This window comes from Methanobrevibacter sp., from assembly GCF_045120835.1.
Lineage (GTDB): Archaea > Methanobacteriota > Methanobacteria > Methanobacteriales > Methanobacteriaceae > Methanocatella.
The window spans coordinates 1-25,060 of the sequence record NZ_JBGVFE010000096.1; the positions used below are offsets into that span (position 1 = coordinate 1).

General features: G+C 35.9%; 34 protein-coding genes. 22 read left to right on the forward strand and 12 right to left on the reverse strand.

Going from position 1 to position 25,060, the window contains the following annotated elements; translation table 11 throughout:
* The first annotated feature begins 114 nt into the window (after nt 1-114).
* Together npdG and ACJMLO_RS08785 are read left to right on the forward strand one after the other, a co-directional pair.
* Nucleotides 115-804, forward strand: coding sequence for an NADPH-dependent F420 reductase (npdG, locus tag ACJMLO_RS08780; RefSeq protein ID WP_405295943.1), 690 nt, complete (start codon nt 115-117; stop codon nt 802-804).
* A gap of 6 nt (nt 805-810) precedes the next feature.
* Nucleotides 811-1,290 carry a hypothetical protein gene (locus tag ACJMLO_RS08785; RefSeq protein ID WP_405295945.1) on the forward strand — a complete coding sequence of 160 codons (480 nt, stop codon included), beginning with the start codon at nt 811-813 and terminating at the stop codon, nt 1,288-1,290.
* 7 nt (nt 1,291-1,297) lie between these two features.
* Here the strand turns inward: ACJMLO_RS08785 and ACJMLO_RS08790 are convergent, their stop codons facing one another.
* Nucleotides 1,298-1,924, reverse strand: coding sequence for a CatA-like O-acetyltransferase (locus tag ACJMLO_RS08790; RefSeq protein WP_405295947.1), 627 nt, complete (start codon nt 1,922-1,924; stop codon nt 1,298-1,300).
* Between the two features lie 74 nt (nt 1,925-1,998).
* Here ACJMLO_RS08790 and ACJMLO_RS08795 point away from each other — a divergent pair, with 74 nt between their 5' ends.
* Both ACJMLO_RS08795 and ACJMLO_RS08800 read left to right on the forward strand, forming a co-directional pair.
* Nucleotides 1,999-3,330, forward strand: coding sequence for an FAD-dependent oxidoreductase (locus ACJMLO_RS08795; protein WP_405295948.1), 1,332 nt, complete (start codon nt 1,999-2,001; stop codon nt 3,328-3,330).
* Between the two features lie 12 nt (nt 3,331-3,342).
* Entirely contained in the window at nt 3,343-4,314 is a 972-nt protein-coding gene (locus ACJMLO_RS08800) for an Mrp/NBP35 family ATP-binding protein (protein ID WP_405295950.1), read from the forward strand.
* Here ACJMLO_RS08800 and ACJMLO_RS08805 read toward each other — a convergent pair.
* On the reverse strand, nt 4,306-4,701 hold the full coding sequence (locus tag ACJMLO_RS08805) for a hypothetical protein (RefSeq protein WP_405295952.1): 396 nt from the start codon (nt 4,699-4,701) through the stop codon (nt 4,306-4,308). The genes ACJMLO_RS08800 and ACJMLO_RS08805 overlap by 9 nt on opposite strands.
* A 20-nt stretch (nt 4,702-4,721) precedes the next feature.
* Entirely contained in the window at nt 4,722-5,612 is an 891-nt protein-coding gene (gene msrA / locus ACJMLO_RS08810; RefSeq protein ID WP_405295954.1) for a peptide-methionine (S)-S-oxide reductase MsrA, read from the reverse strand.
* A 56-nt stretch (nt 5,613-5,668) separates the two neighbouring features.
* On the opposite strand from msrA, the gene ACJMLO_RS08815 reads away from it, so the two are divergent.
* Both ACJMLO_RS08815 and ACJMLO_RS08820 read left to right on the forward strand, forming a co-directional pair.
* Nucleotides 5,669-5,860: a hypothetical protein gene (locus ACJMLO_RS08815; RefSeq protein WP_292601247.1), complete on the forward strand. Its 192-nt coding sequence runs from the start codon at nt 5,669-5,671 to the stop codon at nt 5,858-5,860.
* Nucleotides 5,861-5,869: 9 nt separating this feature from the next.
* The gene (locus tag ACJMLO_RS08820; RefSeq protein WP_405295956.1) at nt 5,870-6,139 is read left to right on the forward strand and encodes a hypothetical protein; all 270 of its coding nucleotides are present in this window, start codon (nt 5,870-5,872) and stop codon (nt 6,137-6,139) included.
* On the opposite strand, the gene ACJMLO_RS08825 is transcribed toward ACJMLO_RS08820, so the two are convergent.
* The 4 genes from ACJMLO_RS08825 to ACJMLO_RS08840 all read right to left on the reverse strand — a co-directional run bounded on the left by ACJMLO_RS08825 (nt 6,131) and on the right by ACJMLO_RS08840 (nt 8,407).
* Nucleotides 6,131-6,394: a hypothetical protein gene (locus ACJMLO_RS08825; protein ID WP_405295958.1), complete on the reverse strand. Its 264-nt coding sequence runs from the start codon at nt 6,392-6,394 to the stop codon at nt 6,131-6,133. The two genes, ACJMLO_RS08820 and ACJMLO_RS08825, sit on opposite strands and share 9 nt — an antisense overlap.
* Nucleotides 6,394-6,837, reverse strand: coding sequence for a hypothetical protein (locus ACJMLO_RS08830; protein ID WP_405295960.1), 444 nt, complete (start codon nt 6,835-6,837; stop codon nt 6,394-6,396). The genes ACJMLO_RS08825 and ACJMLO_RS08830 overlap by 1 nt, the downstream gene beginning before the upstream one ends.
* Before the next feature lie 2 nt (nt 6,838-6,839).
* On the reverse strand, nt 6,840-7,274 hold the full coding sequence (locus ACJMLO_RS08835; RefSeq protein ID WP_405295962.1) for a hypothetical protein: 435 nt from the start codon (nt 7,272-7,274) through the stop codon (nt 6,840-6,842).
* A 182-nt stretch (nt 7,275-7,456) separates the two neighbouring features.
* Nucleotides 7,457-8,407, reverse strand: coding sequence for a ketopantoate reductase family protein (locus tag ACJMLO_RS08840; protein WP_405295964.1), 951 nt, complete (start codon nt 8,405-8,407; stop codon nt 7,457-7,459).
* Between the two features lie 730 nt (nt 8,408-9,137).
* On the opposite strand from ACJMLO_RS08840, the gene ACJMLO_RS08845 reads away from it, so the two are divergent.
* Entirely contained in the window at nt 9,138-10,874 is a 1,737-nt protein-coding gene (locus ACJMLO_RS08845; RefSeq protein WP_405295966.1) for a Na+/H+ antiporter NhaC family protein, read from the forward strand.
* A gap of 37 nt (nt 10,875-10,911) precedes the next feature.
* On the opposite strand, the gene ACJMLO_RS08850 is transcribed toward ACJMLO_RS08845, so the two are convergent.
* The gene (locus ACJMLO_RS08850; RefSeq protein WP_405295968.1) at nt 10,912-11,622 is read right to left on the reverse strand and encodes a RecB family exonuclease; all 711 of its coding nucleotides are present in this window, start codon (nt 11,620-11,622) and stop codon (nt 10,912-10,914) included.
* Between the two features lie 67 nt (nt 11,623-11,689).
* Between ACJMLO_RS08850 and ACJMLO_RS08855 the strand changes: the two genes are divergently transcribed.
* Complete coding sequence (locus tag ACJMLO_RS08855; RefSeq protein WP_405295970.1) at nt 11,690-12,232, forward strand: flavodoxin family protein; 543 nt, start codon at nt 11,690-11,692, stop codon at nt 12,230-12,232.
* 58 nt (nt 12,233-12,290) lie between these two features.
* Here ACJMLO_RS08855 and ACJMLO_RS08860 read toward each other — a convergent pair whose 3' ends face one another.
* A complete protein-coding gene (locus ACJMLO_RS08860; protein WP_405295972.1) occupies nt 12,291-12,719 on the reverse strand; it encodes a hypothetical protein in 429 nt (142 codons plus the stop codon).
* An 87-nt stretch (nt 12,720-12,806) separates the two neighbouring features.
* Here ACJMLO_RS08860 and ACJMLO_RS08865 point away from each other — a divergent pair, with 87 nt between their 5' ends.
* Complete coding sequence (locus tag ACJMLO_RS08865) at nt 12,807-13,049, forward strand: 4Fe-4S binding protein (protein WP_405295974.1); 243 nt, start codon at nt 12,807-12,809, stop codon at nt 13,047-13,049.
* On the opposite strand, the gene ACJMLO_RS08870 is transcribed toward ACJMLO_RS08865, so the two are convergent.
* Nucleotides 13,042-13,821 carry an NAD(+)/NADH kinase gene (locus ACJMLO_RS08870; protein WP_405295976.1) on the reverse strand — a complete coding sequence of 260 codons (780 nt, stop codon included), beginning with the start codon at nt 13,819-13,821 and terminating at the stop codon, nt 13,042-13,044. The two genes, ACJMLO_RS08865 and ACJMLO_RS08870, sit on opposite strands and share 8 nt — an antisense overlap.
* Before the next feature lie 254 nt (nt 13,822-14,075).
* On the opposite strand from ACJMLO_RS08870, the gene ACJMLO_RS08875 reads away from it, so the two are divergent.
* From ACJMLO_RS08875 to ACJMLO_RS08885, 3 genes are read left to right on the forward strand one after another with little or no spacing between them, the layout of a single operon-like run.
* Nucleotides 14,076-14,768 (forward strand): iron-sulfur cluster assembly scaffold protein, encoded by a 693-nt coding sequence (locus tag ACJMLO_RS08875; protein WP_405295979.1) that lies wholly within the window; start codon nt 14,076-14,078, stop codon nt 14,766-14,768.
* 2 nt (nt 14,769-14,770) lie between these two features.
* Entirely contained in the window at nt 14,771-15,772 is a 1,002-nt protein-coding gene (locus tag ACJMLO_RS08880) for a GGGtGRT protein (RefSeq protein ID WP_405295981.1), read from the forward strand.
* Nucleotides 15,773-15,812: 40 nt separating this feature from the next.
* Entirely contained in the window at nt 15,813-16,235 is a 423-nt protein-coding gene (locus ACJMLO_RS08885; RefSeq protein WP_405295983.1) for an NUDIX domain-containing protein, read from the forward strand.
* Nucleotides 16,236-16,307: 72 nt separating this feature from the next.
* On the opposite strand, the gene ACJMLO_RS08890 is transcribed toward ACJMLO_RS08885, so the two are convergent.
* On the reverse strand, nt 16,308-17,105 hold the full coding sequence (locus ACJMLO_RS08890; protein WP_405295985.1) for an amidohydrolase family protein: 798 nt from the start codon (nt 17,103-17,105) through the stop codon (nt 16,308-16,310).
* A 19-nt stretch (nt 17,106-17,124) separates the two neighbouring features.
* A complete protein-coding gene (locus tag ACJMLO_RS08895) occupies nt 17,125-17,775 on the reverse strand; it encodes a hypothetical protein (protein ID WP_405295987.1) in 651 nt (216 codons plus the stop codon).
* Between the two features lie 170 nt (nt 17,776-17,945).
* Between ACJMLO_RS08895 and ACJMLO_RS08900 the strand changes: the two genes are divergently transcribed.
* From ACJMLO_RS08900 to ung, 10 genes are all read left to right on the forward strand, one after another.
* Nucleotides 17,946-18,896, forward strand: a complete 951-nt coding sequence (locus tag ACJMLO_RS08900; RefSeq protein ID WP_405295989.1) for a malate dehydrogenase — start codon at nt 17,946-17,948, stop codon at nt 18,894-18,896.
* 69 nt (nt 18,897-18,965) lie between these two features.
* Nucleotides 18,966-19,406 (forward strand): D-aminoacyl-tRNA deacylase, encoded by a 441-nt coding sequence (gene dtd / locus ACJMLO_RS08905; protein WP_405295991.1) that lies wholly within the window; start codon nt 18,966-18,968, stop codon nt 19,404-19,406.
* 77 nt (nt 19,407-19,483) lie between these two features.
* Nucleotides 19,484-20,398 (forward strand): hypothetical protein, encoded by a 915-nt coding sequence (locus ACJMLO_RS08910; protein WP_405295993.1) that lies wholly within the window; start codon nt 19,484-19,486, stop codon nt 20,396-20,398.
* Entirely contained in the window at nt 20,399-20,992 is a 594-nt protein-coding gene (locus tag ACJMLO_RS08915; RefSeq protein ID WP_405295995.1) for a zinc ribbon domain-containing protein, read from the forward strand.
* A 9-nt stretch (nt 20,993-21,001) separates the two neighbouring features.
* Complete coding sequence (locus ACJMLO_RS08920) at nt 21,002-22,141, forward strand: toxic anion resistance protein (RefSeq protein ID WP_405295997.1); 1,140 nt, start codon at nt 21,002-21,004, stop codon at nt 22,139-22,141.
* 1 nt (nt 22,142) lies between these two features.
* On the forward strand, nt 22,143-22,571 hold the full coding sequence (locus ACJMLO_RS08925; RefSeq protein ID WP_405295998.1) for a hypothetical protein: 429 nt from the start codon (nt 22,143-22,145) through the stop codon (nt 22,569-22,571).
* A 63-nt stretch (nt 22,572-22,634) separates the two neighbouring features.
* Nucleotides 22,635-23,246, forward strand: coding sequence for a GNAT family N-acetyltransferase (locus ACJMLO_RS08930; protein WP_405296000.1), 612 nt, complete (start codon nt 22,635-22,637; stop codon nt 23,244-23,246).
* Nucleotides 23,247-23,978 (forward strand): flavodoxin family protein, encoded by a 732-nt coding sequence (locus tag ACJMLO_RS08935; protein WP_405296002.1) that lies wholly within the window; start codon nt 23,247-23,249, stop codon nt 23,976-23,978. It abuts the gene before it with no gap.
* Nucleotides 23,979-23,997: 19 nt separating this feature from the next.
* Nucleotides 23,998-24,468: a pyridoxamine 5'-phosphate oxidase family protein gene (locus ACJMLO_RS08940; RefSeq protein ID WP_405296004.1), complete on the forward strand. Its 471-nt coding sequence runs from the start codon at nt 23,998-24,000 to the stop codon at nt 24,466-24,468.
* Nucleotides 24,469-24,473: 5 nt separating this feature from the next.
* Nucleotides 24,474-25,060, forward strand: a 587-nt coding sequence (ung, locus tag ACJMLO_RS08945; protein ID WP_405296006.1) for a uracil-DNA glycosylase, incomplete at its 3' end; no start/stop codon positions are given.

Genomic DNA, 25,060 nt, shown 5'->3' on the forward strand with positions numbered 1-25,060 from the left:
TAAGACAATCGAAGACATGTTCGGATACGAAATTAAATATGCCGAGGAAGGTAAACTGCCTGAATATTTAATTTTCGTTGGCGGATTATTATATGACAAAAAATAGGTGATAGAATGAAAGTTAGTATAATTGGAGGAACCGGTCCTCAGGGACTTGGAATCGCTGAAAGATTAGCAATTGCAGGAGTAGATGTAATTGTTGGTTCTAGAAAAGAAGAAAAAGCATTGGATGTAGTTGCAAAGGCCAAGGAAGATTTGGCAGATTATGACTTGTCCAATATGGTTGGTATGGCCAATGAGGATGCTGCAAAAAATGGTGATGTGCTGATAATCACTGTACCGCTGGCAGCTCAAAAGCCAACAATTGAAGGAATCAAGGAATTTTGTGCTGATAAAATAGTAATGGATGCAACAGTACCATTGGAAACTGCAATCGGTGGAAAACCATTCCGTTTCATTGACCTTATGGAAGGGTCCGCTGCTGAGAGAACAGCATCCATTTTGGAAGGAACCGGTGCAAAGGTAATCTGTGCATTCTGTAATATATCAAATTCACACTTGGCAAACATTCCGGAAGAAATCGACTGTGACTGTCTGATTGCAGGCGATGATGCAGATGCTAAGGCAACAGCTGCAGAAATAATTGACAAGATACCTGGAATAAAAACAATCGACTGCGGCATTCTGGAAAAGTCAAGAATCATAGAAAAGATCACTCCATTATTAATAGGATTAAATATCAAATACAAATCCCATTATGGTGGTTTGAGAATTACTGGAATTCCTGCATTGGATAGAGACTAGATTAACATGGATTCATTTGAGGACCTGATTGGAAAAGACATTGAAGAGGTTACCTTGAATGAATCAGCAACTTTTTTTATAGCACCATTGAAATATTCAACCAAAGTCTGCGGTAAACGTTATCCTTCAGATAAGTTTAAAATTGCAGATTTGGATTATTTTGACTTGATTTCCTTTTCCCAGTTGTTTAAAAAGGAATCATTGCTGATTGTATGGTATGATGAAACAGGCACAATAACGGATTTGGAGATATATTATCTGAGCAATGATTTTGACATTCTTTTTAAGGATTATTATACAATCAAGAAGGCTATCGATAACGGTGAAGCCCATAAATTGAGAGAAGGAGATACACGATATCTGGGCGCTTCAAGATTGGATGAAAAAGTGCCTCAGCCAAACAGCGATAGATTGGCAAACAGACGTGAATTTGTTTTGAAAAAGAGATATCTGCAGAAAATAATTGATGAAATTGAATGTATGTAATCATACATTATTCAAATAAATCCAGCTCCTTTTGCAGATTCTCATAGAAATATCCAAGGTCGCTTCCATTGACGAATATATGTGAAACGGTTATCGAAACACTCATCTCATAGTCATCATTGACTTTTCCCCAAGTGATTAATGGCTGTATCTGTATATTCCTCAATGCACAAGATGAAACGGCATCAAAATCAACCCAGGGGATGCATGAAAAATTGGCAATGTTTGTAAAGTCACGCTTTTCCATTTCCAGAGAAAAACCATCTTTTCTGCCTTTTAAAATATCCTCTGATAGTTTTTTGACATATTCATGCCAATCTAGAATATTGTCAAACTCCTGAGGTATTCTAACACGCATTTCCTTATATATGTCTTGTCCCTCATCCATTATTGGACATACACCTTCAAGATATTCAAACTCAAAAACTTTTCCATCTAAAATTCTGTATTTCATTTTTGGCACTGAATTGGTGGCATTAATCATACAGCCCAGTGTTAAAACAAAAAAAGATTTATCATTATTTTTACAGTAGTTCCATAATTTTTTAACATCAACTCTTGCAGACATCATATATCTGGCTGATTGAAAGTTAATGAATGGATTTTCATCTAAATTAAATTCTATTTCTTTCATTTAAATAACCTTAATCTTTTTATATCTTTTTAAATAGATATAATTTTGTATAAATCATAGATGGTTTTGTTAAAATGAAAGTTGTTATTATAGGTGGTGGAGCTGGAGGAATCTCTACAGCTTCAAATATTCGTAAGTTGAATGAAGATATTGAAATTACAGTTATCACTCGTGATGATAAAGTTGCATATTCTCCATGTGCTATTCCTTATGTACTGTCAGGTACAATTAAATCATTTGATGATATCGTAATGAGAACTCATGAAGATTATAAAAACAAAAATATTGATGTTATTGTCGAAGCAGAAGTAACTGCAGTTGATTCAGGTAAAAAAACTGTTACCTATCAAAAAGAAGGTAAGGAAAATGTTTTAAATTATGATAAATTAGTATTTGCAACCGGAGGAAATCCTTTCGTCCCTCCAATGCAGGGAGTGGATTTGGATGGAGTATTCAGAATCCGCAATATCGATGATGGTATGAGGGTACAGGAAGCAATGAAGGATGCAAAAAGTGCCATTGTCACAGGTGCAGGTTTAATTGGTATTGAAATTGCTTTTGCTTTGAAAAAACAAGGTTTAAACGTTATCTTAAGTGAAATGTTGCCTCAAATAGTTCCAAGATCACTTGACAAGGACATGTCAGACATATTGGTCAAATACTTGGAAATGGAAGGAATTCAGGTTGTTTTGGGAAAACCGATTACCAAATTATTGGGTGACGGCAAAGTCGAAAAGGCATGCTTTGGAGATGAAGATCTCTATGATGCGGATATGGTCATTATGGCAACCGGTGTCAGGGCGGAATTGGATTTGGCCCGTATGGCAGGCTGTGAAATCGGAAGATGGGCAATACTTGTCAACGACAGAATGGAAACTTCAGTAGAAGATGTTTATGCTGTTGGAGATTGTGTAGAATCCAAAGATTTGATTTTAGGTTCCAATACAATTTCACAATTGGGTACTACTGCAGTCAGACAGTCCAAAACCTTGGCTCGTACAATCTGCGGTAAAAAATCAAGATTTAATCCAGTTTTGAACTCCATGGTTTCAAAAGTTGGTAAACTGGAATTTGGTGCGGTAGGATACACCACAAGCTTTGCACAACAGAATCGTATCAGACCGGTTGTTCAAAAGGTTGAAGCTCTTACAAGGGCACGCTACTATCCTAATGCAAAACCGATGGATATCAAAGTTATTTGTGATGGGAATGGAACTATTATTGGCTGTCAAATCATTGCGGAGGAAAGGGTTGCTGAAAGAATCGATACAATGACATTGGCAATTACAGAAGGCCTTACCTGCTTTGATTTAAGCAATATGGAATTTGCTTACGCACCGCCGGTTTCAATGGTTACAGATCCATTGATTCTTGCAGTTGAAGAAGTCAGCAAAAAATTTACATAGGAGGAGATTTGTATGGCAGAACATGGACACGGACATCACGGTCATGGGGGTCAGATGACTCCGGAACAGCAAATGCAGATGATGCAGCAGGAAATAAGATTAGCTAAGAATTTAAGTCAAATCAAACATAAAATCGTTGTAATGAGTGGAAAGGGAGGAGTTGGAAAATCAACTGTTGCAGCCAACATTGCAGAGACTTTACAGGTAATGGGCTATAAAACAGGTATATTGGATGCAGATATCCATGGCCCAAACATCCCTAAAATGCTCGGTATCGAAATGCTTGAAGAGCAGTTCAATCAATATCAGTTTGATGCTTTTAAAAACATTGTGGAAGCAGGTTTGGATACCAGTTTGCCTGAAGAAGAACAGAAGGAATTCATTGAAAACCAGAAAAAAGAGTATCAGCATTCAATTTTCCCTGTTGAAACCGAAAGCGGCTTAAAGGTAATGTCAATGGCATTCCTAATTGACAGTCTTGACAGGCCAATCATCTGGAGAGGACCTCAAAAAACCGGTGCAATCAAGCAGTTGGTTTCAGATTGTCATTGGGGCAAACTTGACTTTTTAGTAATTGACAATCCTCCGGGTACCGGAGATGAACCTTTAACAGTTCTTCAGACAATTCCTGAAGCGGATTTGGTATTGATGGTTACCACACCAAATGTTGTTTCACAGGAAGACGTACTCAAATGCGTAAAGATGGTTGAGATGATGAACATCAAAAACATAGGTCTAGTTGAAAACATGGCCTACTACATCTGTCCTCACTGTGATGAGAAACTCCACATTTTTGGCAAAGGCAACGGCAAGACATTTGCCGAAGAAATGGAAATCACTTACCTTGGTGATTTGCCTATTAAGGAAAGCGTTTCAGAATCTCCAAATAAAGACGCAACCATTTCAGTTCTTGACCCGGACGATGAGGTTTCAAAAAGATTCAAGGAAATAGTTGAAGATATTAAAAAAGAGTTTTTAGAGTAGGCTTGTGTTGATGATATAGCTTACGCTACTAATGTTTACTAGATATCCTAAGAAATTAGGATCATCTTTTAATTTTTTAAAGTAATCCAGTTTTTCAATAATGTAATCCTTGTTTTCATCCATCACATTCAATGAGAAGTACTGCATTCCAAGGGTGTATTCCCTCTGGTCGGTGAAAATAGGTACAATATATTCATCATTATTGCCGTAAGGTATCTTAACGGGTTGGGCATCTTCGATTGATATTATAAATACATTATCCTTAATGTATTCTTTCATATCAGCTTCTATTTTTTCAATCGCTTCAATATTATTGTTTTCACCCTGCATATATGCAAGATTTATCATGTTTTTGAATTCCGGATTAGTTATTTCTTCTAGTTTCATTGTAATCATATCTGTTGTTTTTAATATTTATCTTTGGGTATGAATTTTAAAGCTGCGGAATTGATGCAGTATCTTTTTGTGCCTCCAGGTCCGTCACTGAAGACGTGTCCCAGATGTGAATTTGCTTTTCGGCTTCTCACTTCTATGCGAGTATGGCCATGGGAAAAATCACGATTCATGGTTATTGCATCCGGGTTAATGGGTTTTGAAAATGAAGGCCAGCCGCAGTTGGATTTGATTTTATCTTCTGAGGAAAACAAAACTTCACCATCAACAACATCTACATATACACCATCTTCAAAAAAATCATTGTACTTTCCGGTGAATGGCGGTTCTGTCATAGAAAGCTGTGTTATTTTGTACTCTTGTGAAGTCAAGTGGTCGAATTCATCATTGTCTATTAAATTTAAATCAACATGGCAGTAGCCCTGCGGGTTTTTCTCAAGGTATTTTTGATGATACTCTTCGGCGGGATAGAAATTATGAATCTCATGGGCCTCAACAACAATCCTTTGAGATGATTCTCTTTGCTTTGATTTTAAAAAATCCAAAACCTTATGTCTGTCATTTGGATCCTGCCAATAGATGCCTGTACGGTACTGTGTTCCAACATCAGCTCCCTGACGATTCATTGAATGAGGATCGATGATTTTGAAAAAATCTTCCAATAGATTTTCTAAAGTGATGATATTGGGATTGTATGTGACCTTAACGGTTTCCGCGTGCATGGTTTTACCTGTGCATACTTTTTCATAGGTTGGAGCCAAATCATTGCCGTTAGCATAGCCGACTTCAGTATTGTTAACTCCCTTCAATCTGGAAATAAATGCCTCAACACCCCAAAAGCAACCTCCGGCAAGATAAATTATGCATTGTTTTTCAAACATAATAACTAATATATTTTTTAACATACATAAAATATTTTTAATAGTTTAATCATAATTTAAATTAACTAGGAGGACAGTTAATGTTTTACAGTACTATAATGAAAATTGATTCAATTGACAGATTAAGAGATATTAGGGATGCATTACTTGTTGAACAAGGGATTAATCCTACACGTCAAGGTGAACAGGCAATAAAAGTAGTAGTTGAAAGAATTGATGAAATTCAAGCTACTCTGGATAAATCAGCTACCAAAAACCTCAACAGAAGATAAGTGATTATATTGATAAGAAGACTCACAACAAGTCGTCGATTGCTTCGAAAAAGAATGTATAAAGCACCACATTCAAGGCATAGGATTTCACAATACAAAAGAGAAAATAAAAACCTAGTAAAACCACACCAGGAAAAATTCAAAGACATGAACGGACCAAACATCAAACGCAAAAAAAGACCAAAACGTGAGGTAATGTCCGGTTTTAAAATGTCATACAGGTACAAATATTATCAAAGTGAAAATCCTGAAGAAGAACTAGAAGAAGAATCAGAGTAATTCTTCTTTTGATATTATTTTTTTGTCAGAATGGATATTTAAAATCAGACCGCTGAAGGAATCATCTTTTAAAGCCAGTTCATGAAACAGCTCATCGGAAACTTCAGTGGGCTGGTAATCAGTTAATTTCAAATATTCAAATCCTTTCTCATAATCTTCAAGTGAAGAAAAAACTATTATTCTAAAGTCATCAAGATTACCGGTTACAAGAAAATCCTTTTCATGATCCTCACCAAGAGTAGGGCATATATACATTAGAACTCACCGTTCCGGTCCATATTAAAGTTCTGTGAATGCGGATTTATAACAAAACCCTGGAAATACTCATCATTCTCTGCCAATTGGCTAATGTCATCAGGAGTAATCATTTCCAAGTCAAGCTTATCCAGGAATAATTTGGATATTTTGGCACTTCCAAGAGCATATTCTCTCATATCTGTAAAAATTGGAATAATATACTCTTTGCTTGATTCTGTAATTGTTAATTTAACGAAATCTCCCTTCTCATCAGTTAATGTAAAATAGATTTCATCCGGATATGTGTCCCTGATATTTTTTTTAACAGCATCAAGCTCAACTGCATCTTCGTTTTTAAGCTTTTTTGCCATGTCAGCATAGATTTGTATGTATTCTTTCAGCTGGCTTTTGGATGCCTTAATGTTTTTTTCCTGATAGTCCTGGTAATCTTTAAGTTTCATGTTTATTCACTGCAGTCGTGTACGCTTTCAGCAAAAATAACAAAATCACATTGTGGAGCATCAACGGCCAGACCTAAAAACTCTTCGTCATCTGAGTATGCCTCAACAATGGCATTTCCAACGGCTTTATCGCATGCAAAGTTGTTTTCACCATATTCATCGATGAATGTTTCGATGGCTTTTTGAGCTTCCTCTTCTGAGGTATATACTGGAATAAAGAATTCTTCGGCTTCATCCTCTTCTGCACTGATTATTAAAGCGACGACTTCCTCATCTTCAGTATCTGCATTGTAGACAATTACAAATTCCTCATGATAGACAGCATGGTCTATTTCATGGCCCAAATCATGTAATTCCTGTGCCTGTTCTTCATTATCTTCATCAAAGTTATCTTCAAGTTCAATATATTTTTCAATTAATTGTTTAAGTTCACTCATAGTATCACACAATAAAGTTATAAAAAATAAGTTTTTTAAAACAAATGAACATTCTCTTCCTAAACACCACTAAAGGAATACAAACGAATGCTCATTTCAACCATCACCATTGTTCATATTATAAAAAAATAGTACATAACAATATGAACAATACTATTTTACTTCTCAACATATATAAACTTTTAGTTTTTAAACGTACTTTCAATGGCTTTTATCAGGTTATATATTATTTTATTGGTGTCTACATTAACGTTATTGGCATTGCCCAGTTGAATAACCTTGCCATTAAAAGAGTCGATTTCGGTTTTTATTTTCCTTTGGATGTCCTGGTGTGTTGATGAATAATGATTATAAGTGTCTGGAATGAGTTTTGAATAGAATATATCTTTATATTCCTCTGAACTATGCCATAGTGTCTCATAATCGCTTGCATCGATGACTTCAAAGATTTCGTCTATAACATTGTCCATCAATTCAAGGGTATATGGGTTTTCGGTAAGCTGACCATATGTAACGTCAAGTATTGCCCCAAGGGGATTCAATGTGCAGTTGTACAGCATCTTTGCCCAGAGATACTTGTCGACTTCATCTGTAAGCTCACAGTTTATTCCCGAAGAGGTTATCAAATCAGCGATTTCCTGCAAACAGTCTGGATTTTCCTTTTGTAGGGATCCCAAAAGTATCGGTTCTGTGTAGACGGTAACTTCACTGATGTGTCTTTCAGGCCTTGTAAATCCTGTAATCACCCGTGCTGAGAAAACCTGCTTTTTTGTGAAGTGTTTCAGGTAGATCTCATCATTTCCAAATCCGTTCTGAAAGATTATAATCTTTGTTGTGTCTTTTAGGATATCCATGTGTTGGCCTAGATTGTAGGTGATGTCCTCATTTGCAGTTGTCTTTGATGTGATGAATATGTAATCATAGGTATTTTTAGGAATTTCTTCATAAGTCTCGAAAACGGGAACGTTTTCGATTTCATAATGGGTGAAAAGACCTGTTCTTTGGATTCCATTTTCTTTTATTGCCTTTGCAGTTTCATTTCGTGCATAAATTGCAATTTCGGCTCCCTGTGATGCAACTGATGCTGCAAGCCCTATGCCCACAGCGCCAGCACCGATAACTAATATTTTCATGTTGATAATTATGTAGGTTATTATAAATTATTTTTTCTCCTTAATCTTTTTTAGCAAAAACTTAAAATATTACTTTGTTTTAGCAATAACTAGATTTTACTCATATTTTTAGTCAAAACAAAATTTATAACTGAATAAGTTATATATAATTAAAGTTAATATAGATTTAATCAAATTTAAACATTCCTGGCATTAATATGGATAATACAAAAATTATAACCAAAAAAGATAAACTCAAAAGGTGTTTTTAAGTGAAAATGCCCTTGATGTTGAAGAGATTCTAAAGGACCATTACGGTTATAGGGCTTTGAATTCTTAAACTCTCGCCTCTGCATTTCTGGCAGAAGTATCATTGGACATTGTTGACTATACTGACTTTGAAAATTATTTCTAACGTCACGGAAATTCAAGTCCAAAGGAAATTTGCCTGAGTTATTTAAAAAATTCGGCGATGATGAATGTGCAAGGGAAATAATTAATTACATTAATAAATGATTATATGTAAATAGTATTACTTTTGATAATATTTGTTAAATTTTTTATCTTTTTTTCTTGTTGAAATTTAATTTTTAAATCGCATTCATTGATTTTTAATTATTTTTACAATTAAATATATTTATACTATAAATTACAATATAAAAATGTACATATTTAAGTTAACTCTAAATTAACTTACAATTTAAAATAATAACTATTTTAATTGATGTATAGGAAAATGGTGTGATAATAAATGAATGAAAAAATGAAATTAGGATTAATTGCAGCTGTTTCTATTATACTCCTTTTTGTTTTGTCATTATGGATTTCCACAACACCAGCAGATGCGGATAATTCAGTAAGATTCGGTATCTTAACATTATTACCTCCACTGGTTGCTATTGCCTTAGCATTCATAACAAAGGAAACAATTCTTTCCTTGTTTATCGGTGTATTTGTTGGGGAATTCATGCTATGTTCTAACGATTTGAATATTATTTCCACTATAATCAATGCATTCCTGCAGATGGGTTCACAAATCATCTCATGTATGGCTGACCCTTGGAATGCGGGTATTATCCTTCAATGTTTGCTTATTGGTGGTATAATTCAGTTAGTGACAAAAATGGGTGGTGCAAAAGCTCTTGCGGATGCATTCGCTAAAAGAGCGGACACTCCTAGAAAAGCTCAATTATTCACTTGGGTTTTAGGATTATGTGTATTCTTTGACGATTATGCAAATTCATTGATTGTTGGTCCGATTATGAGGCCAGTAATGGATAAACTTAAAGTATCTAGAGAAAAATTAGCATTTGTGGTTGACGCAACTGCTGCTCCTGTAGCTGGTATTGCAATTATTTCAACTTGGATTGGTTTGGAAATCAGTTTAATTGCTGCCGGTTTTAAATCTGTTGGAGTAACTAACGTAACTGGATTTGGAATATTTTTACAGACTATACCATATAGGTTCTATAACATTTTCATCTTGCTTTTCATTGTAATATCTGCTTTAACCTTATATGAATTCGGTCCAATGAAAAAGGCAGAACAAAAAGCTCGTGCTAGAAAAGAAGACGAAGAGATTATTGTTCCTGATGCTCCTGGTTTTGATGAGGTCAAACCGGTTGAAGGAATCAAGTTATCTGTATGGAATGCTATTATTCCAATCGGTACCCTGATTATTGGTGCATTGATTGCTTTCTATTGGAGCGGATACACCACCATTTTAGGTGGGGAAGATCAGGCTCTAATTACCTTAATGAAAACATCTCCATTATCATTTGATGGAATTTTCCAGGCATTGTCTCAATCTGATGCATCTGTAGCTCTTTTCCAGGCAGCACTTCTTGCTTCCATCGTTGCAATTGTCATGGCTGTCGGTGAAAGAATACTCACAATAGAAGATGCCATCTCCGAGTGGATTGGAGGTATGAAAACCATCGTTATCACTGGTGTAATCCTTCTTCTCGCTTGGTCATTAGGTGGAGTAATCGGTGAAGTTGGTACCGCAGATTACCTGGTCGGAGTTTTAAGTAACACCCTACCGCAATTTATTGTACCTGCATTGATTTTCATATTGGGTGCATTGATTTCATTCGCTACAGGTACCGCATATGGTACCATGAGTATTCTGATGCCTCTGGCAATTCCTCTTGCTTGGGCTGTAAGTACAGGTGATATGAACTTTACAATTGTCTGTACAAGTGGTGTACTGACAGGAGCTATTTTTGGAGATCACTGTTCTCCAATTTCAGATACAACTATTCTTTCATCTATGGGTACCAGCTGTAACCATATTGATCACGTTCAAACACAAATCTACTATGCGATATTTGTAGCATTTGTAGCAATATTTATCGGATACATCCCTGCAGGATTAGGTATTCCTTGGTATATCATAATCCCTATCGGTGTTGTCGTGATGTTTATAGGACTTAAACTCCTAGGTGAAAAAGTAGACTTTGAAGAAGTTGAGGAAACCTCCTCATAACTTCACTTTTTTTTATTTTTTTAAAATTCCTTAATTTTTAATAATACTTATCACAAATGTGCTTATATGTGCAGAACTTACATAAAAACTGTTTTTTGGGATAGAAATTACCTTGATTTACTTGATTTCTGACAAAATAAAATTTATCGATGGCATCATCAATTTCTCGGGAATGAAGAAACTTGCGTTTATTGTCTTCATCACACACATCAAGCAATCTTAAACGACCGTTTTTGGTAAAAAACACTCCAACGCTAGTGACATTTTTTTCATAAACATTCTCAACCAGCAGCTTGTAATAGCATAACTCCAGACGATATTTTGAAAAAGAACTTGAATTTCCAGTTTTATAATCAATGACAACCAAATCCCCATTTTCATCTTCCAGAATAATGTCACATATGCCTGAAAAGCGGTGGGTTTCATCATGCAGATACTCTTCCTGGCTGAACAGCTTATAGTCATTGTCAATGAAGACTTCATTAAAAAAGGATGCCAAATTTTCAATATGATTTTCAACGTCGTATTCAATGTCTAAATCATGGGAAATGCGAAACAGTTCATTTTCAATATCCACATCTGAAAGTTCATCGCCGAATTCCTCAGAAAACCTCTCGGCAATTGAATGAACATCCGAACCCAACATCATATACTTGTTCGGTTCAACTTCAATTTCATCAATGTATTGAAATTTGAACTCCAATGGACATTTTAGATAGGTATTTATTTTTGATTTAGACAGTTTCATAGTACTAATCTATATAATGTTTAAAATATATATTATTATTTACCGAATATTGGAGAGTAGTAAAAAAATGAAAATTATAGCACTTCAAGCAAGTCCTCGTGTAGGAGGAAACTGTGACGTATTGATGGATGAAATGATAAAAGGAATTGAAGAAAATGGTGGAGAAGTAGAAAAGTTCTACCTGGAAAAATGTGATATCGCTCCATGTAAGGCATGCATGCACTGTGCAGAAAATCCTGAATGTATAAGGGCAGATGACGGAAACAAAATCATTGATGAGCTTGTCGCTGCCGATGGGGTAATATTTTCAACACCAATCTATTACGGACAAATGTCCGCTCAAGGTAAATTAATAATTGACAGATTCTATGCAATCGGTCAAAATCCAGATAAAAGCCTATCCGGAAAAGCTGCATTGATATTTACTGAAAATCAGCCTGAAGGAACTTATGCAGACTACATTGAACTTACCAAATTCTCACCATTCACATTTATGGGCTATGAAGTTCTTGGCCATGTGGATGCAGGTTCAGCAGGTCCTGCAGGCATTGTAGCTGAAGAACAAAAAGAAAAATTAAAAGAAGCATATGAATTAGGTTTGAAATTCTAAACCTAATCACTATTTTTTTTTAAAAATTAAATGAATGAGATCAAGTAAATCAATCTCATTAAGGGGAAACTAAAATTTTTTCATCGGGCATTTCAGCAGTATCGCTGTCAACCACTTTTCCGTCACTATATAGTTTAACGGTAAGTTCCTTTGAGGATGAATCCGATTTTGAAATATCTATATTTATATCGCTGGCCTTTGAATTGCCCAAGTCAATTTTCTTATCGCCTTTTCCGGAAATGTCATCCATATTGACATCTTTAGATGAGACGCTTCCTTCCCATTTTCCATCAGTTATGATTTTTAGTTCATAGTGATGAGAATCGTCATCCGTTACGCTTGCATTCGAATCGTTTAAAGCGCCTGGATCGAATATGAAAACACAGACTACAAGGCCGATCATAGCTAAAAACATTATGGCAAAGATTATGATGGTAGTGATTCTGTCAGCTACAAATATGCCCAGCAGAAAGTCCAATAATCCCATTTAAAACCTCCATTTCACGTTATTTAATTATCAATTTGAACTTCCTATTAATTATATTTTTATATCAAATTGGATATAATAATAAACATGGGTTTAGGTTCACTTTTTAAAAGGAATAAAAAAGACAGCAAAAAAGAGGAAGTGGCTGAGGACTGCCATATAGATATCAAAACCGAAGAGTGTGACAGCTGTGAAAAATGCACAATTGCCTGTCCCAACAATGTTTTGCAGATTGTAGATGAGTCATGTTCCGTTAGAGACCCTCAGGTTTGCAAAAGCTGCAAGGTATGTATGGCAATTTGTCCCAATGATTGCATTACTGTCAATTAATATTTTCTCTGATTGTGTCTATGAAACTTCTATCATCAAATTTGACTATTTTTGTAGTTTTTTGTGATTTTTTAATTTCAATAATATCTCCGCTGTAGACTTCGATAGGTTTTCCATCATATAATGCATAAGCGGGAGAATTTTGTCTTAGCTCGGTTATTTTAATTTTCACTGTAGAGCTTTTTGAAAGTACGATGCTTCTGTTAATCACGGTATGTGGTGCTATTGGTGTTAGTGTTAAAATTTCAGCAGTGGGATCTGCTATAGGGCCTCCGCAGGAGAGGTTATATGCTGTTGACCCTGTTGGGGTACATACAAGTATGCCGTCTGCAGTATATGAATTGATTAATTTATCATTGACAATCGCATCAAATCGCACAACGCCAAAGGTATTTTTTGAAATGGCAATTTCATTCAGTGATTCAGGAATTTTAACAGTTTCACCATTTGATTTGATAATTCTGCCTTCAATCATCATCCTTTCTTCAATATGGTACTTGCCATTAATTATGTCTATTAAAGCGTTTTTCAAATCTTTCGGGCTGACTTCAGTTAGATAGCCTAAGGTTCCTGTATTTATGCCTATAATCGGTTTATCTGTTAATCGTGAGGTTTTTAGAAAAGTCCCATCTCCACCAATTGAAAAGACCATGTCGGCATTGCTGATTTCGCTTACGATTTCAAAGTCAATGCCATTTGACAGTTTAGTTAGTTTTTCTTTGGTGCTTAGGGCAGTCTCATTGAATGTATCTGTATTCAGAAATATCTTCATACATTAACTTTTAGCGTTAATGATTAATAATGTTTTACTTCAATTTAGCTTTGATAATTTAAAGGATATAATTAAACATTGGTAAGATAATCCAGTGTTTGATTAAAATTATTAAAGATGCACAAGATTAATATTTTTTTAAATTTGCAAACCTATATCAGACATTTACATTACATCATTTTTGAATTAAAGCAACTATTAAAAAAGATAAGAATGAAATATATTATTATCTAAAAAAAATTTGGAGAAAAAAGATGATATATTCAACTGAAATCGAAAACATGTGTCCTGTAAAAAAAGGTGCAAATCATGACCCTGCTCCTATACCTGAAGAGGGACAATGGGTAAAGGCAAAGCAAATTGGAGATATCTCCGGTTTTACTCATGGAATCGGATGGTGTGCACCTCAACAAGGATGTTGTAAGTTAACATTGAATGTTAAGGAAGGCATAATTGAAGAAGCATTGGTGGAAACTCTAGGATGTTCAGGTATGACTCATTCAGCCGCTATGGCCGGTGAAATACTTGTTGGAAAAACCATTCTCGAAGCGCTTAACACTGATTTGGTATGTGATGCAATAAACACTGCAATGCGTGAATTGTTCTTGCAGATAGTTTATGGAAGAACCCAGTCAGCTTTCTCAGAGGGGGGCCTTCAGATTGGTGCCGGACTTGAGGACTTGGGTAAAGGTCACAGAAGTCAGGTGGGAACAATATATTCAACAAAGGCAAAAGGACCAAGATACCTGGAGCTTACTGAAGGATACATTACTGAAATAGGACTTGACGGTGACGATGAAATCATAGGTTACAAATACATTAACTTGGGAGTAATGCTTGATCAAATCAAGGATGGTGTCGACCCTCTTGAAGCGATTGACAATGCTACCGGCCAATATGGAAGATTTGATGATGCTGTTAAAAAGATTGATCCAAGGAGTGAATAATTATGAGTTTGTTTGAAAGTTATGAAAGAAGAATCGACCAGATCACTCCAGTACTTGAAAAATATGGTATAAAAGACCTGCAAGAAGCTAAACAGCTTTGTTTGGATAAAGGCTTTGACCCATATGAAATCGTTAAGGGAGTTCAGCCGATTTGTTTTGAAAATGCATGCTGGGCATACACTCTTGGTGCGGCAATTGCAATAAAGCAGGGCTGTGTAAAGGCATCCGATGCAGCAAAAGCAATTGGAGAAGGTCTTCAGGCATTTTGCATACCTGGAAGTGTCGCTGATGATAGGCAAGTTGGTTTAGGCCATGGAAACCTTGCATCAATGCTTTTAAGTGATGAAAGCGAATGTTTTGCATTCCTTGCAGGTCATGAAAGCTTTGCAGCAGCAGAAGGAGCAATTGGTATTGCAAACTCTGCTAATGAAGTAAGGGAAAAACCATTAAGGGTTATATTGAACGGTCTTGGAAAGGATGCTGCATTAATCATATCAAGAATCAACGGATTTACCCATGTAGAAACCGAATTCGACTACTATACCGGTGAAGTCAAAGTAGTCAAGGAAAAGGCATATTCCGACGGTGAAAGGGCAAAGGTCAGATGCTACGGTGCCGATGATGTGCGTGAAGGTGTAGCAATCATGCATTTGGAAGGTGTTGATGTATCCATTACTGGAAATTCAACAAACCCAACACGTTTCCAGCATCCTGTAGCAGGAACCTACAAAAAGGAATGTGTCCTTCAGGGTAAAAAATACTTCTCTGTAGCCTCAGGTGGAGGAACAGGAAGAACATTGCATCCGGACAACATGGCGGCAGGACCTGCATCCTACGGTATGACAGATACTTTGGGAAGAATGCACTCCGACGCTCAATTTGCAGGATCATCATCCGTACCTGCCCATGTAGAAATGATGGGTTTGATTGGTATGGGCAATAATCCTATGGTTGGAGCTTCCGTGGCAGTTGCCGTTGCAGTGGAAAAGGCTATGAAAAAATAATGGGATTCATTCCCTTATTATTCTTTTTTTTGGTGATTTGATGAGTACAATGTGGGGATTAACCGCAAGGGGAATTTGTGAATACAATGGAAAAATACTGCTTTTAAAGATACGGTCCAAATCAGCTCATGATGCCGGCAAATGGGAAATTCCTGGCGGAAAGGTCAAAAAATGCGAATTTTTCGATGAAGCATTAAAAAGGGAATACCTTGAGGAAACCGGTCTTGAAGTCGATGTTGCATCATTGCATAATGTTGTGAGAAATGACTATACTGCATGCAAAACTTCAGAAAGGGTCAAATCAATTCAACTGATTATGAAGGTTACCTGCGATAGTGACCAAGTTAAGATAAGCGATGAACACGATGACTATGGATGGTTTAGCATGGAAGAAGTTAAAGAAATGATCGACAATGATTTGTTAACTCCACCTACCATTAATGCATTTGAAAAAGTTGAATAGAAAATTTGACAATATTTTCAATGCTTGCAATATCTCTCTTAATTTTAAAAAAAGAAAAAATAGAATTTAAAACTATTCAAGTTTTAATAATTTAGCCGCATTTTCATAAAGAATTTGTGACCGTTCATCATCCGTTAAATCAATCTTGTTAAAGTATCCCATTTCACTGACTGACTCCCACATAGGATAGTCAGTTCCCCATAATACTCTGTCTGCACCATAGGCATGGATTAATTCCAGTGCGGTTTCAGGACTTAATGCATATAAACTTGAGCTTAAATCTACATATAGGTTTTCATATCCTGATAATTGGCGTGTTGCATCTTCCCACATACTCCATCCGGCAAAATGGGCTCCGATAAATGTTATTTCTGGAAACTTTTCTAAAAATGCGCTTATCTGTTTAGGGTTTGAATAATTGTATCGGAAATCCCCGCAATGAACAAGCATGGGAACATCTGCTTTGCTGACTACTTCACCTATCTTAAACGCACGTTCCTCATCCATTGCAAACAGCTGAAAATCGGGATGCAGCTTAACTCCTTTCAGACCCAATTCAATCAGGTAGTCAAAATCTCCCTGTATGTCCTCGCTGTCAGGGTGAAGGGTTCCGAAACCTGTGAACAAATCAGGATGAGCGTTTACTGATTGTGCTATGAATTCATTTATTGATTTTACTTGCTTTGGAGTTGTTGCAACAGAATGTACAAGGTAATGAGTAACGCCAACTTCGCTGCCGTCCCTTATCAAATCATCTAGTTTCCCGTTTAGGGACATATCCAAATCATAAAAGTTTCTTATTCCAACAACTGCCTTGTCTGCTATTTTTTCAGGATAAATATGACAATGAGCATTAATTATCTTCTGCATATATGGGTCACCTAATTAATTAATATAACTTTTCACCGGTATATAGGTTTTCTTCAGTGTAGATTCTAATCAGTCTGTCAATCAAATCATCATACATCAGCCGGTATCCGACAGCCCCTCCTTGAGGTGTTTTGACATTGTTCAATGACTTGTCTGAAAATTCTCCGCAGTTATTAATGACATACCACATGCCATGAGGAGTATATATGAACAGTTCCCCCTCTCCTTTTGAAGAGTTGTTTTTGAAGCTGTCCTGAGGGTCATATATTTTAGTTGAGTGAACGGCAAGCCTTGACAAGTCCTGTTTTGGTCTTGTTCCGGATTTTTCAAAAAGCATTTTTAGCCATTCATATGACTGGTTGATTAGATTTGCCTTTTTTATTGGATCTTTAAACGCTTCCTTTACTTTATTCTGTCTTTTCTCCAATGTGTTTGTTATGCCAAGAATTTCCTCAACTTTTGGCACATCCTTTTCAAGGCATCTCCATCCTTCAGGCCTTCCTGTCACCTGAATGTTGCCTTCCTTGAAATCCATACGTTTGAAATTTCTGAAATAGGGTTTTACTTTTTCAAATTCTTCGTCAGGAATTTTTCTGTTCAATCCGTAAAGATATCCGTATTCATTGGCGTCATAACATTTGCTTTCAAGTTTTAAATCTTCATCTCCCATGACTATTATTATATTGCGATGGCAATATAAATCTATTGTAGAATGAACAAAAATAAAAAGTTATAGAAAATTTAATAATTTGATATAATCTTTTATTATTTTTATATACAAATGATTAAAATCAAATTAATTTCGTAAGTTATTTTTATATTAAGAGCCAATATTACATTATGGTAAAGGTAACTATTATAGGCTCAACTGGAATTATCGGAAAAAATGTTGCGTTTACCCTTGCACGTGAAGATACGGTTGATGAAATCGTAATGTTTTCAAGGCCTGAAAGTCTTGAAAAAGCAAAGGGAGAGACTTATGACATGTATGATGCACTTGCTGCAAGAGATATAGATTGCAAATTAACACCAAGTTGTGATTTTAATGAAATTGAAGGTTCGGCAATTGTGCTTATTGCAGCAGGAACGCCGAGGGAAAAGGGCATGAAAAGATTGGATCTTGCCATTCCTAACGCAAAAATCGTAGAATATTATTCTAAAATGATTTCACAATATTCTCCGGATTCAATAATACTGGTTGCTACCAATCCTGTTGACGTGATGACAACAATCGCTCTTAAAGCTTCTGGCTTTAAAAAGAGCAAGGTTATTGGAGTTGGAAATCACCTGGATTCATTGAGACTGAAAAATTACTTCTCAAGACAAATAGACATCAACAGTTCAGAGGTGCATACAAGGGTAATTGGAGAGCATGGAGACCATATGGTGCCTCTTTTGAGTTCAACAACAATAGGAGGTATTCCACTTAAATATTTCGTAGAATATGTTGACTTGGATATCTCCGGATTGGTGGAACAGTTGAAACGTGCGGGCAATACCATCATATCCAAGAAAGGAGCAACGGAGTACGGTCCCGCCTTTGCAATTTCAAATCTAATGTCTACAATTCTTACAGATTCACATAGGGTTTTAACTGTAAGTAGCTATTTGGATGGGGAAATCGAAAGGGTTGATGATGTTTCTCTAGGAGTTCCTGCAGTAATCACTAAAAAAGGCGTTGCCATGATCGTTCCGATTCACATGAATGACATTGAGAAAAAGGAATTTTTTGAAGCTGCACGTACAGTCAGGAACGCTACATATGAAGTGTTAGAGAATTTAGATGATTAGAATAGCTTTGTTTTCAGACACTGAATAAGTATAAAAGAATAAAAGCAATTATTTGAAAATGGTGATAAGATGAAACTTGTGGTTCAAAGAGTAACATCTGCCAGTGTGGAAGTTGAGGGTAAAATCGTAGGTGAAATTGAAGAGGGGCTCATGGTCTTAGTGGGCTTTGGCGAAAATGATTCGACCCGTGAGGCAGATTATCTGGCAGGCAAGTTGGCCAAACTTAGAATTTTTCATGATGAAAATGGCAGGATGAACAAATCAGTAACAGATATAGGAGGCAAACTGTTATTGGTTCCCCAGTTCACTTTATATGCCCATACAAAAAAGAACAGACCTTCGTTTCACAAGGCATTGGCACCGGATAAGGCTACTGAACTGTTTGATTATTTCACAGATAGATGCAGCCAACTTGTTGATGTTGAAACCGGTGAATTTGGAGCTTTCATGAAAGTCAATTTGCTGAATAACGGTCCGGTTACCATTCTTCTGGAAAAGGAATATGAATGATGTTAACAAGTTAAATACAAATATTTAAAAACATCCACTTCTAAATATAATTTTACTAAAAATTGGGAGTAATGCAAATGAGTGGAGAAACTCCAAAATCTAGTGAAATCAAAAGGTTAACCACACCATTAACCTTCAAAAACTCTAAAGCTTATGACAGCAATGGGGAATTGCTCAAATGCAGTGAAACATTATCTGACGTGAGATTTATAGTAGAACCTAGAGATAACATTTTGAATGAAAATGAAATTTTACAGTATGCTCCCAAATCCAAATCCTCTTCAAAAATCAGATTGAAAAGGGGCGTTGGTTCAATAGAGGATGTTTTATTAATTCATGAATCCTTGCCATGGGTTTTGGGATTGTTTTATGTTGTTTTGTTTTGCATTGCAGTTCCTGTATTCTTTTCAAAAAATATTGTAGGCATGTATATCCTTTTAGTTCTGGCCGTATTGCCCCTGCTTTATCTCTATTACATTTTTAATCTTAAAAATTATTCAAAGGATACAAGCAATAAAGTCAATAAAAAACGTGTAAAGGCATCTCAAAAAACTGAAGTTGAAACACCCGTCAAAGAGGATATGGGACTTGAATCCCTCAAAAAGTATGAAAAGCGAATACATGACTTGAATGTATTGTTTGATGTAAAAGAAAAGGTCGTCCGGGAATTAATTCAAAAACGTTTCGAGCCTCCTCAAATAACCTTTGACAAGTTTATCTCAGCAATCGACAACTGCCACAAACTTTTCTATGCTCAATCTGATGCTGCATTGAATATCATAAATATGGCTGTTGAAGATACTCCAAGGGTGGAAAATGAAATCAGAAATAAGATCTATGCGATGAAAAAGATTATTAATCAGATTGAAGAGTTGACAAATGAACTGGTAATTAACATCAGTTCATCTGATGAATCAGATCAAGAGGTTAAAAACCTATTGGAAGATATGGAGAATCTGGTGGATTCGGTTAAGGATTATGATGGTGATTAAATGACTAAAAATTGTCCAAAATGTGGAAAGGAACTGCCTGACAATGCAAAATTCTGTATGGATTGCGGCTATAGTATTGAAAAGCCGTCAGGTAACGGAAATAACATACTTTCAAATGGTAGAATATTTATAGTTCTAATTGTAATTATATTAGTTGTTGGAGGAATATTTATTCTGACTTCAGGATTTGGAGGAAACAATGATACACAGACCAATGATAATGTTCAAGATGCATCAAGTCCCGTTGACATGACAATAACGGAAGTCAGCGGATGGGACTCTGAAGGGGATGAGGATACAAAGCAAAGCTATACTTTGTATACTGAGGCCTTATTTAACAAAGTTCCGGATGACATTAAAGGATATAATGTAAAAACAATATATTATGATGATAATGGTTCTGAAATAGGTCATGAGACTGAAAAACTGGATGAAATTTATTATGATTCCAGTTACGCATTAAGTTTTGGATACTACACAACTTATAAACTGCCTGACCCGGACCATGTGACAGTAGAAATTATTAAGGATGGAAAAGTAATAGATTCTTATACAGAACAAATCGACAGAAATAAAATTGACTATTTAAACTAGGTGATAAAAATGGCTGAATTCTCACTTGATGTAGATGGAATTAAACAAGATGTTGAAGAATCATTGAATGTGGAAAAGGAAAAATTAGAAAATTCTAATCTTAAAACACAGGCTGACGGCAATGCACAGGCAATATTTGACACTGATTTAACCAACCCTCAGGAAAGGGAAACTATCCTAAAGCCTCTTGACAATTTCGGTTTAAATGAAATGTCCAGATCAGCATCTCACAATGAAATGTTGGCTACAAGATTTGTTGATTTAACAAAAGGCGGAAAAGATGCAGACAATATCAGTGAACAGCTGATGGAATTGAACAAGCAGATGAAGGATTTGGATCCAAGCAAAGTGGATTTTGCCAAAAAAGGCGTTTTGGGAAATCTGATGAATCCCGTCAGAAAATACTTTGCAAAATATGAAAAGGCAGAGGTTGCAATAGCAGACATTGTCGAATCTCTTGATAAAAGCAGCAAAGTATTGCAGAATGACAATACTACACTTTTAAATGAGGAAACATATCTGAGGGAAGTGACAAATAAGCTTATGGCCGATATTGAACTGGGAAAACAAATGGATGATTCAATTGAAGCCCAAATTCAGTCTGCAGAGATTGAAGGTGTAGATGAAAATAAGATTGCTTTTGTACGTGAAGAGATACTGTTCCCTCTAAGGCAAAGAATCATGGATATGCAACAGATGATTGTTGTAAATCAACAGGGAATCGTTTCATTAAATGTAATCAGACGTAACAATAAGGAGCTTATTCGTGGTGTAAACCGTGCTAAGAATGTAACCGTTTCAGCATTAAGAACCGGTATAATGGTTGCAAGTGCACTTTATGACCAGAAGATTGTCATGGAAAAAATCAATATCCTAAATCAGACTACTGAAAACATTATTGAGAGCACTTCCCACATGCTTAAAGAGCAGGGCAGTGAAATCCAAAAGCACAGTGCCGAAGCAATGATTTCACCTGAAGTTTTAAAGGCAGCATTTGCAGAAGCAATACAGGCAATTAATGACGTAAGCACATATAAAGTTCAGGCATTGCCTCAAATGAAAGAAACAATCAATTTATTCAGTGAAATGGCCAACGAAGGTCAAAAGGTTGTCGATAAAATCGAAACCAGCAATAATGCATTAGAATAATATGAATCTGTCTGATAAAATTAAAAGATCATGGTGGGTTCTTCTTTCATTTATTTTCTTTTTAAATGGATTGGGATTCCTGTATATTGGATTCAAGCACAATAACAGAAATTGGGTAATTGAAGGAATCGCCTATGAAATTCCATGGTTCTTTTACTTTATAGTCTATGCAATTTATGGATTTGCGTATCCTGCAAATATTATAGCAACATTTGCAACCGTATTGATGCTTATTTGTGTAATCAGGTCAATATGGGTAGCAATCAAGCTGGTTGATGTATATGAAAATAATGAGAAATACACAATTAGACAAACAAACCTGAATAATTCACACAGCAATCAAAACAATGAGAATTCATCTTCCAAATTTAGCTGTTGCATCTGCATACTTTGCATTTTCTTTATCCTGGCAGTGATAGCTATCCTTTAATTTTTTTAAACTGTCAGTTAGATATATGTTACAATAGTCATATAGTATTAATCAAGTGTTTTTATGAAAATCAGATTGGAAAGAAAACAGGATTATATGGAAGTTGAAAAACTTGTGAGAAATTCCTTTTGGAATATATATCGCCCTGGCGCTTATGAACATTATATAGTGCATAACCTAAGAAAGGATGACAGTTTCATTGCCAATTTGGCATATGTAATTGAAAACGACAATAAAATCATAGGGCATATTAATTATTCTAAAGGATACATCGATTATGGAAATCAAAAAGAGGATGCAGTGGTTCTGGGTCCAATTTCAATAGATAGAAATTGCCAAAAACGAGGTCTTGGATCGGAATTGATTCAATATACTCTTGAGCTTGCCGAAAATGAGAAGATTCCTTTTGTATTTGTCATAGGAGATGAAAACTATTATCATAGATTCGGCTTTGAAAGCGCATCCGAATATGGTCTCTTTTTGGAACATACGGATACGAATGAGGAATGCCCATTTTTCATGATTAAAATATTTGATGAAAGTAAGTTAAAAAAATCTCAGGGAATATTTCACAATCCTGAAGTATTTGATGTAAACCCGGATGATGTGGATGAATTTGACAGTCAATTTGAATTTAAGGAAAAACAGGTTTTAGAAGGTCAGCTAGGTGTTTAGATGAAATATGTAATTATTAACGGATCTCCAAGGCGCAAAAATACCTGGAAAGTAGTAAAACAGGCAAAAGAAAATCTAAACGGAGAATTTGAAGAGATACATTTGAGGGATGAAAACATTCCCTTGTGCGTCGGATGCTTTAATTGCATAATGGAGGGTGAGGAAAAATGCCCTCACTACAACAAGATTCATCCGATAATTGAAAAAATAAGGCATTGCGATGGAATAATCATTGCCTCACCGGTTTATGCCATGAATGTTACTGCCCTTTTGAAAAACTTCCTTGACCATACTGCCTACCTCTATCACAGGCCGGAATTTTTCACCAAAAAGGCATTGGTTTGCGTAACAACCGCAGGGGCCGGCCAAAAAAAGGTTGCCAACTACATTGATGAGACTCTAAGGCACTGGGGAGTCAATAAGATTTATAAGATTTCAATTGCATGCGGTGGAAAGGATACCATTGAAAGCTCCGAGATTGACAAGATGTCCCTGAAATTCTTCAATGACCTGAAATCTGGAAAGCTGCATTCACCAAAATTAAATGACATCGTGTTTTTCAATGTCTGGAAGGCAATGGCAGTATCAGATAATCCGATTGAAGCAGACAAGAAATATTGGAACAATACCGGATTGGTGAATCATGATTTTTCTCCTGAAGTCAAATTGAATGTTTTCAAAAAGGCATTTTCCAAAATATTATTTTTCATATTGAAAAGGGTTATTAAATAATTGATTGAAATATTATATTATGTTTAGAAAGATGAGAAGGCAAAAGCAGGAGCTTTCAAAAGAAGAGTGCATAGACATACTGACCAATGAGCCCAGAGGCGTTTTGGCTCTTTTGGGTGATTATGATTATCCTTATGCAGTCCCCATGAGTCATGTATATGTCGACGGCAAAATCTATTTTCACGGAGCGATGAAAGGCCACAAGAAGGATAGCGCTGAAAAATATGACAAGGTTTCCTATTGTGTCATGGATACGGGAGTTTTAAATGATGACGGATGGTCCTATACCTTTAAAAGTGTCATCGCTTTTGGAAAGATTAAAATCCTGACCGACAGGGATGAAAAGATTGATAGGTTAACACATTTGGGAGATAAGTTTTTCCCTACTCATGAAGACACCGTTGATGAAATAAACAGGCTTTTGGACAGGACTGAAGTCTTTGAAATTACAATAGAACACATGAGCGGCAAAATAGTTGAGGAGAATTGATTTTGATGATTGGCAATGACTGGGATTTGGTTTTGGAAGATGAGTTTGAAAAGGAGTATTATCTAAATATATTGGACTTCATCGATGAGGAGTACAGTCAAAAGACAATATATCCTCCTTATGGCGAAATATTCAATGCATTTAAGCTAACTCCTCTAAGTAATGTAAAGGTGGTTATTTTAGGCCAGGACCCCTATCATGAGGAAGGTCAAGCTCATGGCCTTGCTTTTTCAACACCTGACGGCAGGCCGATTCCAAGGTCTTTAAAAAACATATTTAAGGAGATCCATTCCGAATATGGTTATCCCATTCCCGAATCAGGATGTCTTGAAAAATGGGCCAAACAGGGTGTTTTTTTACTCAATACCGTCCTGACAGTTGAAGACGGAAATGCAAACTCCCACAGCAAATGCGGATGGCAGACATTCACCGACAATGTAATAAAAATATTGAATGGTCAAGCACATCCTATCGTATTCATGCTTTGGGGAAAACAGGCCGAAAAGAAAAAGGAACTGATTACAAACCCTAAGCACCTGGTCTTAATTACTTCCCATCCTTCACCTTTCTCGGCAAGACGCGGATTTTTAGG